The following is an 11,098-nucleotide window of genomic DNA, read 5'->3' on the forward strand; positions in this document are numbered from 1 at the left end:
TGAATGCTGTAAACGACGGATTATAGCCGGACTGGACCCCTGCCGTGCGGCGGGCAATGCCAACGTGTCGCATTCACGATACCTGGCCGCTATGCCACACTGCGCGTCCATGATCGTCGCCATCCTTGCGCTCGCTGCCGTCGCCCTCTACCTGTCCGCCGCAGGCGTGCTTGCACGACCGCTGATGACGGGTGGTCAGCCTTTGGCACGCATCGGCATGACCATGGCGACGCTGGCCGCGCTGGCCCATGCCGGACTCCTGCTGAGCGCCCATCGGGGCACGCTGGACCTGCATTTCTTCGCGGCCCTGTCCCTGGTGGCCTGGATTGCCTCGGCCCTCACCCTGGTGGTGAACCTGTCGCGACCGGTGGCCGGACTGGGCATTCTTATCTTTCCGCTGTCGGCCGTATTTCTGGCGATGGACGCGTTCATCGCGCCACGTACCGCGCCGGAAGCCATGACCTGGCAGATCGAGTTGCACGTGACGATCGCCGTGCTCGCTTTCGGCATTCTCTCCATCGCTGCGGCGCTGGCGATCCTGCTCGCCATTCAGGAACGGGCCTTGCGGCGGAGCAAGTTCGGCCACTGGCTGCGCGCCCTGCCCCCACTTACGCTTACTGAAGTGCTGCTGTTCCGGCTGATCGCGGTGGGCTTCGTCCTGCTCACCCTGACCCTGGTGACCGGCACGCTGTTCGTCGGCAACCTGTTCAGCCAACACCTCGTGCACAAGACGGTGCTGTCGATCGTGGCCTGGATCGTCTTTGGCGTTCTGCTTTGGGGTCGCTGGCGTCACGGCTGGCGCGGCACGCGCGCGGTGAACCTCACCCTGATCGGCATGGGCGTGCTGCTGCTGGCCTTCTTCGGCACGAAGCTGGTGCTGGAGTTGATCCTGCACCGCACCGGCTGATGTGGGAGCCGCTTCAGCGGCGATGGGGCTGAGGCAACCTGGCTATCGCCGATGAATCGGCTCCTACAGAAATCCAGTTATTCGCGGCAGGCGTCGATCGCCTGCGACAAGCGCTCAACACCGATCACTTCCATGTCGCCAACCCGCCCTTTCTTCGGCGCGTTCGCCGCAGGCACCACCGCGCGGCGGAAGCCGTGCGTCGCGGCTTCTTTGAGGCGCTCTTCACCATTCGGCACAGGGCGAATCTCGCCCGACAGACCCACCTCGCCGAAGGCAATGGACTTCTCCGGCAGCGGGCGGTCGCGCAGGCTTGAGAGCACCGCCATCAGCACCGGCACGTCGGACGCGGTTTCCTGCACGCGGATGCCGCCGACCACGTTGACGAAGACGTCCTGGTCGTAGGCCGCAATGCCGCCATGCCGGTGCAGCACGGCGAGCAGCATGGCGAGGCGGTTCTGTTCGAGGCCGAGCACGACGCGACGAGGGTTGCCCAACGACGACTGGTCGACCAGGGCCTGCACCTCGACCAGCAGCGGGCGCGTGCCTTCGCGCGTGACCATGACAGCACTGCCGGGCGTAGGGCCCGCGTGCGATGAAAGGAAGATGGCCGAGGGATTGGGCACTTCGCGCAGACCTTTCTCGGACATGGCGAAGACACCGAGCTCGTTCACCGCGCCGAAGCGGTTCTTGAAGGCACGCAGCACGCGAAAACGGCTGCCGGATTCACCCTCGAAATAAAGCACGGCGTCGACCATGTGCTCGAGCACGCGCGGGCCAGCGATACCGCCGTCCTTGGTCACGTGGCCGACCAGGAAAACGGAGGTACCGGTTTCCTTGGCGAAGCGGGTGAGCTTTGCCGCCGATTCGCGTACCTGGCTCACCGAACCCGGCGCCGCGGTAAGCATTTCGGTCCAGATGGTCTGGATGGAGTCGATCACGAGCACGCGCGGCCGCGCGGACATCGCCTGCTCGAGGATGCGTTCTATGCAGGTTTCCGCGAGCGCGTGCAACGGAGCGAGCGGCAGGTCCAGGCGTTGGGCGCGAGCGGCCACCTGGGAAAGGGATTCTTCGCCGGTGACATACAGGCTGGGCAATACCGCGCCCAGCGTGCCGAGCATCTGCAACAGCAAGGTGGATTTACCGATGCCGGGGTCGCCGCCGATGAGCACGACGGAGCCTTCAACCAGCCCGCCACCGAGCACGCGATCGAGTTCGCCGATGCCGGTGTGCGTGCGCGCTTCCGCCGTGAGTAGCACTTCAGTCAGTGCAGTGATCTTCGGCGATCCGGCGGCGGCGCCGGCATAACCGCCGCGCTGGGCACCGATCGACACCACGGCCGCGGGCTTGGCCGATTCGACGACGAAGGCGGACAGGACATTCCACACACCGCATTCGGCGCACTGGCCCTGCCACTTGCTGTGCTCGGCACCGCATTCGGTACAAACGTAGGCGGTCTTGGCCTTGGCCATCGTGTCGTGATCTTCCGGAAAGGGATGAAGCTATATAGCGCGACCGCGTCGCACGGAGCGATACGCGGGAGGCACGGTGACGATCAGCTTTCGTCTTCGACGAAGAGTACGCGACGCGTCATGCCACAGGTGAGATCGTAGGAGATGGTACCGGCGGCGGCGGCCACCGTCTCGACGGGCAGGCCTTCGCCCCACAGGGTCACGCGATCGCCCGTGCGGGCATCGGGAATGCCGCGCAGGTCGATCGTGATGAGGTCCATCGAGACGCGACCGACCAAGGGCGCCCGTCGCCCGTTCACCAATACGGGCATACCCGCCGCCGCACTGCGGGGATAGCCGTCGCCGTAGCCGATAGCGGCCACACCGATGGCCATGTCCTCGGGGCATTCGTACGTTCCGTTGTAGCCCACCCTTTCACCCTTCGAGAGTTGGTTGATCGCGACCAGACGTGTCGACAGGGTCATTGCCGGCCGGAATCCGAAATCCGCGCCGGAGCGGCCCTCCACCACGGAAAGCCCGTAGAGCAAACCGCCCGTACGAACCCAGTCACCGCGGGCATCCGGCCAGCCCAGCACGGCTGCGGAGTTCGAAAGCGCACGCGGACCGTCGAGTCCAGCGGTCGCCTCCCTGAAGCGCTGGATCTGCACGGCCGTGTCGCGCCCCTCGAATTCCTCCGACGAGGCGAAGTGGGTCATGAGGCCGATCTCGCGATCGATCGCTGGCATCGCCAACAAGTCCGCATGGACTTCGCGGGCGCGTGCCGGTGCGAAGCCCAGCCTGTGCATGCCGGTGTCGACCTTGATCCATACACGCAAGAGCCCACGCGCCGGCTCGGCCCTGGCCAGCCAGGGCAACTGGGCGTCATGGTGGATCAGCGCTTCCAGGCGCAGGCGCTGCATTTCCGCGATGTCGGAAGGGGTATCGGGACCGGAGAGCACGACGATGCGCTGCCGGTGACCGGCTGCGCGCAGGCGCAGCCCATCGGCGATGGCCGCCACGGCAAAGGCTTCCGCCTCGCCGTCGATAGCCCGGGCCACACGCTCAAGGCCATGCCCGTAAGCATCGGCCTTCACCACGGCCATGACCTTCGCATCCCCTGCCAGGGCACGGACACGGGCAAGGTTATGGCGCAAGGCACCTAGGTGGATGGTGGCGACAGTGGTACGGCTCATGGGCTTCGAAGCGGACGACGCTGCTGTTACGGGCCGCCCAGTCTAGCCGCATCCAACAGGCAACCGTGTGGCGCAGGAGTGGCGGTGGCAGGCGTCGATACGGCGCCCGTCACCGCAGAGACATCGAGCCTGCGGGCTTACCTCGCCAGGTCGAAGTTCTCGGACGAGATCCAGCCACGGTTGCCGTGCTCGTCCTCGATCTCCCAGATCAGGCCGACTTTGTCGCCCGTGGGGTACACGGTCATGCCGGGATCGAGCGAGCGCACCGCCTGGCCCTTCATGCCGGCGTTCGAGAACATCCGCGTGGCGACCCGGACCGTGCCGGACTGACGCGCGTTCGCTGCCGACGCGTTGCCAGGCATCCCGCCCATTTCATTGACCAGCTTCGTGTAAGCGTCGAGGTAAGCCATGCTGATGACCTGGCCGATGGTGGTGTTGGCATAGCCGCCTATGCCCGCGCCGCCAAGCCCCTGACTCCCGAAGAACTTACCACTCGCGCCGAGACCGATGTCGTTCTTTTCGCCGTGGCCCTCGGTCATCGCCACCTGTTCGGACGAACGCACGTCGGTCACGGTGAGGACGACATCGGAAGTCTTCGAGCTGATGTTGATGGAGCCCACGAGGCGTCCCGTGCCGCCCCCGATGAGACCGCTGGCCAGGGCGCTTAGTGCACTGCCTCCGGCGTTGGCATTGGTCGAGACGAGATCGGGAACCATGACATAGTCCGCCGCCTTGACCTGGCCTTTGCCGATGTTCGCACCGCCGCGCAGCTCACCGCCCGCAGCGAGCGCGCGCTCACGCATGGCTGCGCTCATGCCCATGCCTCGATCCAGCAGCGTGAAGCAGCCGGACTTGTTGACGAACACCTTGATCAGCTTGGTCGGCGACGGCAACTGCTGCTGCGTCCACCAATGCACATCACCTTCGGGCTCGATGACTGAAATCGTGCCCAGCTTGCGCGCGCACTTCGGGATCGCGGCGACCTTCGCCTCATGCGCTTTCTGCGTTCGGGTAACAAGGGGATTCGCAGCAGTACATGCTGTGAACGAAACGATAGCGCCAAGCGCAAGCGAGGCCTGCGCAGCGCGCCTGAAGAAAATTTCCATGGTCGATCCTGTCCTGATACGTCCGGCCCTGAACGACCCTCGCCCTGCCCGGACGCACGCGGGAGAAGGCGATCGAATGAGCCGACGATGCTATGGGCAGCACAGACGTACGTATGTCAGGCCTTGGCCGGACGAACTCCTCGCTCGCCCAACAGGGACGCGCGGTCTCGCCCTAGCACGGTGTAAGGCGAGCCCTCGCTTAGCGTCCGGTTTTCTTGAGCGCTACCTGGATGGCACGCTGGGCAAGGGGCGCCATCACGGCGTAGCCCTGCGCATTGGGATGCAAGCCGTCGTCGCTGAGCTCGCGCTTCAGGGCACCGCTTTCGTCGACCATCAGCGGGTAATAGTCCAGTAACGGCAAATGCTCGCGTACCGCGTAGGCTCTTATCCAGGCATTCAGCGCGAGGATGGCCGACGGGGGCCGTCGCGTCGTCTGCGCCGCGTCCACGTAGTCCGCGACGGGCAAGAGCGTCGAGATCACGACCCGGATGCCATGGACGCGGGCCAGTTCGGTCATCGACGACAGATTGTCTTCAATCATGGCCAGCGTCGATGCGCCGGTATTTCCCGCGATGTCGTTCGTCCCTGCAAGGATGACAACGACCTTCGGCTCCAGGGCAATAACATCGGTACGAAAGCGCACGAGCATCTGCGGTGTGGTCTGACCGCTGATACCCCGATTGATGTAGCCCTTGCCCGGAAAGAAGTCACCGACCGGCCTTCCCCAGAAGTCGGTGATCGAGTCGCCGAAGAAGACGACCCGCTTCTCGCCCGGCTTCGGCGGCGGGTACGTGGCGTTATCCTTCGCGAAGCGCGCGAGCAAAGGCCAGTCATTCAGGCGCTGCTCGATGTCGGCGCGCTGGTCGGGCGTCGGGTTGTCCGGAAGGACGATGCGCGCCGGAGACACCTGGGGCGTTGCCGACAACGTCGATCCGACGAAGAACACTCCAGTGAGCAATGCTGCCACACGTTTCATCGAGGCCTCGCCGGTCAGGTCGCGCGGCGACGACGCGAAGAAAAGGCTAGTGCGATCCCGATGACCACGCCACCCGCCACGAAAATCCATCCCTCGGTCCATGCGGGATTCGTGTAGACCGTCCACACGCCGATGGCCAACAGGAGCACCGCCATGACGGGCTGGATAACGCGCTGGGCACGGTGGAGACCCTGGTTACGCAATGCGACCAGCTGCAACTGGGCAATCTTCTCGGCAATTGGCCGGCAAGCGTCCGAGCAGGCAATCCCATGGGTCACAGGCATCGCGCAATTCGCGCACGTACCCTTGGAACAGCACCTGCAGACGCCAACCGCCTCGGCATCGTGATGTACGAAACAACGCATGGTTCCATCCCCTGAAGATAAGATCGCCCCGCGCCGATAGTCAGCGAAACAACCGTAGCGCGCAACCCTTCGGAATGGAAACCCCGAGCCATGACACGAGTTCTTTTTATCTGTGCGAAGAACAAGCTCCGCAGCAAGCGCGTCATCTGTCTCGATATTCCAGACGACTATGACTACATGGCTCCGGAACTGGTCGTCCTGCTTCAAAAGCGCGCAGGCCGATTTCTGCCAACCCCATGACACTCACGAGGCCATGCTCACGAGGTGTCAGGACATCTCAAGCCAGGCATCGTCGACCGGATCCTCCAGCAGCACGCGCCGGTCGACTTCATAGCGGTGCGAAACACGCCACGGCGCGTCCCTCCCCTGCCTCGGCAACGTCGCTTCTCCCCGACGCACATAGCCCGACGTCAACGCGTCGAGGATGCACACATCGAGTACCTGTCCTGGCGGTGCCCGTGGCACGACGACATCGACGGCACGTTCGTCCATTCGCTGTAGCAGCCGGCACACGTACTGCGCGGCGAGATCCACCTTCAGCGTCCACGATGCATTGATATAGCCGAACAACACGGCGGCGTTGGGAACACCATCCAGTAGCACCCCTTTGTAAGTCAGCAGTTCACCCGGGTCGCGGACGATCCCGTCGACGTCGAGGGTCATGCCGCCGAGTACCTGCAATTGGAACCCTGTCGCTGAAACGACGATGTCCGCTTCGATCGTGGCGCCTGACGACAACCGCACGCCCGTCTCGGTGAACCCGGCGATCGAATCGGTCCACACGGAGGCCTTGCCCGCGCGCAATGCGTCGAACAGATCGTTATCGGGAACGACGCAAAGCCGCTGCGTCCACGGGTCGTATGCGGGTGAGAAATCGTCGAGCGTAGCCGCGCCGTCGAGGCGGCGACGCACACCGGCCAGCAGGATCGAACGCACCCGCTTCGGCCAGCGCATCGCCGCGCGATAAAGCAGTCGTTGAAGGGCGATATTGCGCCAGCGCGCCATCGTATAGACCAGGCGTTCGGGCAGCACGTGCAACAAGGCTGCCGAGATGGCATCACGCGAAGGCACGGAGAACACGTAGCCCGGCGAACGCTGGAGCATGGTGACATGCTCGGCTTTCGCCGCAAGCGCGGGGACGAGGGTTATCGCCGTCGCGCCGCTGCCAATGACGAGCACGCGCTTTCCTTCCCAGTCGAGGTCCTCGGGCCACTGCTGCGGGTGGACGAAACGTCCCTGGTAGCGATCGAGATCGGGGAAGGCCGGGACATAACCATGGTCATAGGCGTAGTAGCCCGTGCAGCCGACAAGGAAGCTGGTGGTGAATACCTGCTTCTCGCCAAGCTCACCGACGGCTGTCACCGTCCAACAGGAGTCGAAGGAGGACCACGACGCATGGGTCGTGCTCAGGCCGAACCGGATCTTGTCTTCGATGCCGTACTCGCGAGCCGTCGCCACGACGTAGTCGCGGATCGACGGACCATCGGCAAGCACCTTCAGCTCGTTCCACGGCCGGAAGGCGTAGCCGAAGGTGAACATGTCCGAGTCCGAACGAACACCCGGATAACGGAAGAGGTCCCACGTTCCGCCGATGGCCTGGCGTCGCTCAATGATGCCGACGCGCTTGCCGGGGCAAGCCGCGGCTAGCCGGCAGGCCATTCCGATACCGGAGAGGCCCGCGCCGATGATCAGGACATCGTAGTGGTCGGTGTTCAATGCGCACCCCCGCTTCGGCAGGGAAAGCGTACGCCGTTCAGAGCGGCCCCGCTCGTTGTGTAGGAGCCGATTCATCGGCGAATGGGTGCTTGCCGCCCCGTTTGTTCGCGGCACCGTTTTCCCGCTGTCGCGGGATCGCCGATGAATCGGCTCCTACATGGGCGCAAGGATCAGTCGAAGGTGCCTACGTAGGAATCGGGCGCCCAGTTCTCGAACTTGGTGTAGTGGCCGAGGAAGGCCAGTTTCACGGTGTCGGTGGGGCCGTTTCGCTGCTTGCCGATGATGATCTCGGCCAGGCCCTTATCCGGCGACTCCTTGTTGTAGTAGTCGTCACGGTAGATGAACATGATCACGTCGGCATCCTGCTCGATAGCGCCGGATTCGCGGAGATCGGACATCATCGGGCGCTTGTCGGCGCGTTGCTCGAGGGATCGGTTCAACTGCGACAGCGCGATCACCGGCACGTTGAGTTCCTTCGCCAGGGCCTTCAGGCCTCGGGAGATCTCGGAGATTTCCGTTGCGCGGTTCTCGTTGCTGCCAGGCACCTGCATCAGCTGCAGGTAGTCGATCACGATCAGGCCCAGGCCGTGCTCGCGCTGGAGACGACGCGAGCGCGAGCGCATTTCCACCGGCGACATGGCAGGCGTGTCGTCGATGAAGATCTTTGCATCCGACAGCATGGTGATAGCCGAGGTGACGCGCGGCCAGTCCTCTTCGGCGAGGTCACCGTTACGCAGGTGCTGTGCGTGCACGCGACCGAGCGACGAAATCAGACGGAAGGCCAGCTGCGAGGCCGACATTTCCATCGAAAATACCGCCACGGCCTTCTTCCCACGCATCGCCGCGGCCTCGGCGAGGTTCAGCGCGAAGGCGGTCTTGCCCATCGACGGACGTGCCGCGACGATGATGAGATCCGACGGCTGCAACCCGGAGGTGAGTTCGTCCAGATCGGTGAAGCCGGTGGAGATGCCGGTGAGCTGGCCGCGCTTTTCGTAGCGCTCGGTCAGCATGCGGAATGCCTCGCCCACGGCTTCGCGCACGGAGACGATGTCCTTCTTGCCGCGCGCGCCGGATTCGGCGATGCGGAATACACGCTGCTCGGCCAGCTCCATCACTTCCTGGACGCTCTTGCCCTCGGGGCGGAAACCGTCTTCGGTGATGGACGTGCCGGCGTCGATCAGCATGCGCAGCACGGACTTCTCGCGGACGATGTCGCCGTAGGCGCCGATGTTGGCTGCGCTGGGTGTCGAATTTGCCAGCTCCATGAGGTAGCTGGCACCACCGACCATCTCGGCCAGGTCGTTGGCGACAAACCACTCGCCGAGCGTGATCGCGTCACAGGGCATGCCCTTGTTGGCGAGCTCGTTGATGGCACGCCAGATGAGGCGATGGTCCTTGCGATAAAAATCGTCGTCGTTGAGCTTGTCGGCCACCTTGTCCAGCGAATCGGGCGAGAGCATGAGACCGCCCAGTACCGCCTGCTCGGCCTCGATGGAATTCGGAGGAATGCGCAACGAGTCGAACGGCGTGGGCTCGCGACGACGCTTGCGGTCTCCGCGCTCACCGCGCTCGGGATTGAAGGACATGGAATACCTCGTGTTGCTGACGGCGCCCCTGACCGGGACGGCCTGGCCGTGAGGCCATGATACGCGGGGATGTCTCACCCGGTGAGAGGATAAGTCTGTGGATAACCTGTGGGCGAAACAGGCCCTGGTTGGCCCTGAAACGAAAACGGGCGCCTTTCGGCGCCCGCTTCCGAGGATCTCAGGGAGGATCGGAGCTTACGCGCCGACCACCTTGACCTTGACCGTCTGCGTGATGTCGGCGTGGAGCACGACAACCGCTTCGTACTCACCAACATTGCGGTACGGGCCTTCAGCCTGGATCACTTCGCTCTTGTCGACTTCCAGACCCTTGGCGGTCAGGGCTTCGGCAACGTCGCGCGGCGTGACCGAGCCGAACAGCTTGCCTTCCGGCGAAGCGTTGACTTCGATCGTGACTTCGGCGCCGTCGAGCTTGGCGGCACGAGCCTCGGCACCGGACAGGTGCTCCTTGGCCTTGGCTTCGTACTCGGCACGACGTGCTTCGAACGCTTCGAGGTTGGCGGCGGTCGCGCGAGCGGCCTTGCCGGTCGGAAGGAGGAAGTTACGACCGTAACCCGGCTTGACGTTGACCTTGTCGCCGAGGTTACCGAGGTTCTTCACCTTCTGGAGGAGGATGAGTTCCATGGATTTTCCTTACTTTTCGTTAGCACGGAATGGGCCCCGTGCAGCCAGGACGGTTGTCCGAAATGACTGAAACCGAGCGCCCTCACCGAAACGGGAGGGCGCAGGGTGATCAGACGTCGTGGTTGTCGGTGTACGGCAGCAGCGAGAGGAAGCGAGCGCGCTTGATCGCGGTCGCCAGCTGGCGCTGGTAGCGTGCCTTCGTGCCCGTGATGCGGCTCGGGACGATCTTGCCGTTCTCGGTGACGTACTGACGGAGGGTGTTGAGATCCTTGTAATCGATCTCTTTGACGCCTTCGGCGGTGAAACGGCAGAACTTGCGGCGGCGGAAGAATTTAGACATGGCTGTGATCCCCGATTAGTCGTCGCTGTCGCGATCGTTGTCGTTGTCGCGACCGCCGCGACGATCGTCGCTGCCGTCGTCGTCGTCACGGCGACGCGAACCCTTCTGCTCGTCCTTTTCCTTGCTCTTAAGGATGAAGGACGGCTCGAGGTCGGCTTCGTCGCGGCGAACCACGAGGTGACGCAGGACGGCGTCGTTGAAGCGGAAGCCCGTCTCGAGTTCATTCAGGGCGTTCTGCGAAACCTCGATGTTCAGCATCACGTAGTGAGCTTTGGCGAGGTTGGCGATCGGGTAAGCCAGCTGACGGCGGCCCCAGTCTTCAAGGCGGTGGATCTTGCCGTTGTCGCCTTCGATCAGCGCTTTGTAGCGCTCGATCATGGCAGGCACCTGTTCGCTCTGGTCCGGGTGGACCATGAACACAACTTCATAATGACGCATGGTGACTCCTTGTGGATGCACCCCTTGCGGGGATGGCAGCCTCCCGCAACGTGCGGTGAGGCAAGAAGGCCCTCCTTTGGGGAGAGCCAGCCGCGCATTGTAAGGAGAAACCGGGGATTGCCGCAAGCAGGCAAGGCCTTGACTGCCTGCTCCTTGTGGGAGCCGGCTGTGCCGGCGATGGCCTTCGGCTTCACCGCTTCGTTGGCTTTTCGCCGATGAATCGGCTCCCACATGAGGGGGACATGCCCTTCGGCTTCATCGCTTCGTTGGCTTTTCGCCGATGAATTGCAGTGGTCAAGCTTTTCTGGACACCTGCGTAGGAGCCTGAGCCGCCAGGCGCTCGAAGAGCGCTGGCGGGATGTCGTTTAGCCGCGAGTGCAG

At 63.8% G+C, this 11,098-nt stretch carries 11 protein-coding genes and 1 pseudogene; 2 read left to right on the top strand and 10 right to left on the bottom strand.

The window, feature by feature from the left end:
* Positions 1 to 109: 109 nt before the first annotated feature.
* Positions 110 to 907 carry a cytochrome c biogenesis protein CcsA gene (ccsA, locus tag C8J98_RS20395; RefSeq protein WP_107915496.1) on the top strand — a complete coding sequence of 266 codons (798 nt, stop codon included), beginning with the start codon at positions 110 to 112 and terminating at the stop codon, positions 905 to 907.
* A gap of 77 nt (positions 908 to 984) precedes the next feature.
* On the opposite strand, the gene radA is transcribed toward ccsA, so the two are convergent.
* From radA to C8J98_RS20420, 5 genes are all read right to left on the bottom strand, one after another.
* Positions 985 to 2,376 (bottom strand): DNA repair protein RadA, encoded by a 1,392-nt coding sequence (gene radA / locus C8J98_RS20400; protein ID WP_107915498.1) that lies wholly within the window; start codon positions 2,374 to 2,376, stop codon positions 985 to 987.
* Positions 2,377 to 2,459: 83 nt separating this feature from the next.
* Positions 2,460 to 3,548, bottom strand: coding sequence for an alanine racemase (gene alr / locus C8J98_RS20405; protein ID WP_107915500.1), 1,089 nt, complete (start codon positions 3,546 to 3,548; stop codon positions 2,460 to 2,462).
* A gap of 137 nt (positions 3,549 to 3,685) precedes the next feature.
* Positions 3,686 to 4,654, bottom strand: coding sequence for a CsgG/HfaB family protein (locus tag C8J98_RS20410; protein ID WP_107915502.1), 969 nt, complete (start codon positions 4,652 to 4,654; stop codon positions 3,686 to 3,688).
* A gap of 199 nt (positions 4,655 to 4,853) precedes the next feature.
* Positions 4,854 to 5,630 (bottom strand): SGNH/GDSL hydrolase family protein, encoded by a 777-nt coding sequence (locus tag C8J98_RS20415; protein ID WP_107915504.1) that lies wholly within the window; start codon positions 5,628 to 5,630, stop codon positions 4,854 to 4,856.
* 14 nt (positions 5,631 to 5,644) lie between these two features.
* Positions 5,645 to 5,914, bottom strand: coding sequence for a hypothetical protein (locus C8J98_RS20420; RefSeq protein WP_107915506.1), 270 nt, complete (start codon positions 5,912 to 5,914; stop codon positions 5,645 to 5,647).
* Between the two features lie 216 nt (positions 5,915 to 6,130).
* On the opposite strand from C8J98_RS20420, the pseudogene C8J98_RS22575 reads away from it, so the two are divergent.
* Positions 6,131 to 6,235: pseudogene (locus C8J98_RS22575) on the top strand (phosphotyrosine protein phosphatase); the annotation flags it as partial.
* A gap of 27 nt (positions 6,236 to 6,262) precedes the next feature.
* On the opposite strand, the gene C8J98_RS20425 reads toward C8J98_RS22575, so the two are convergent.
* The 5 genes from C8J98_RS20425 to rpsF all read right to left on the bottom strand — a co-directional run bounded on the left by C8J98_RS20425 (position 6,263) and on the right by rpsF (position 10,717).
* Entirely contained in the window at positions 6,263 to 7,711 is a 1,449-nt protein-coding gene (locus C8J98_RS20425) for an NAD(P)/FAD-dependent oxidoreductase (protein ID WP_107915507.1), read from the bottom strand.
* Between the two features lie 170 nt (positions 7,712 to 7,881).
* Positions 7,882 to 9,297 carry a replicative DNA helicase gene (gene dnaB / locus C8J98_RS20430; protein WP_107915509.1) on the bottom strand — a complete coding sequence of 472 codons (1,416 nt, stop codon included), beginning with the start codon at positions 9,295 to 9,297 and terminating at the stop codon, positions 7,882 to 7,884.
* Positions 9,298 to 9,492: 195 nt separating this feature from the next.
* A complete protein-coding gene (gene rplI / locus C8J98_RS20435; protein WP_107915512.1) occupies positions 9,493 to 9,939 on the bottom strand; it encodes a 50S ribosomal protein L9 in 447 nt (148 codons plus the stop codon).
* Between the two features lie 109 nt (positions 9,940 to 10,048).
* Positions 10,049 to 10,279, bottom strand: coding sequence for a 30S ribosomal protein S18 (gene rpsR / locus C8J98_RS20440; RefSeq protein WP_029214018.1), 231 nt, complete (start codon positions 10,277 to 10,279; stop codon positions 10,049 to 10,051).
* 15 nt (positions 10,280 to 10,294) lie between these two features.
* On the bottom strand, positions 10,295 to 10,717 hold the full coding sequence (gene rpsF / locus C8J98_RS20445) for a 30S ribosomal protein S6 (RefSeq protein WP_107915513.1): 423 nt from the start codon (positions 10,715 to 10,717) through the stop codon (positions 10,295 to 10,297).
* Positions 10,718 to 11,098 lie beyond the last annotated feature (381 nt).

Origin of the sequence: Luteibacter sp. OK325, assembly GCF_003050935.1 — a bacterium.
GTDB lineage: Bacteria > Pseudomonadota > Gammaproteobacteria > Xanthomonadales > Rhodanobacteraceae > Luteibacter.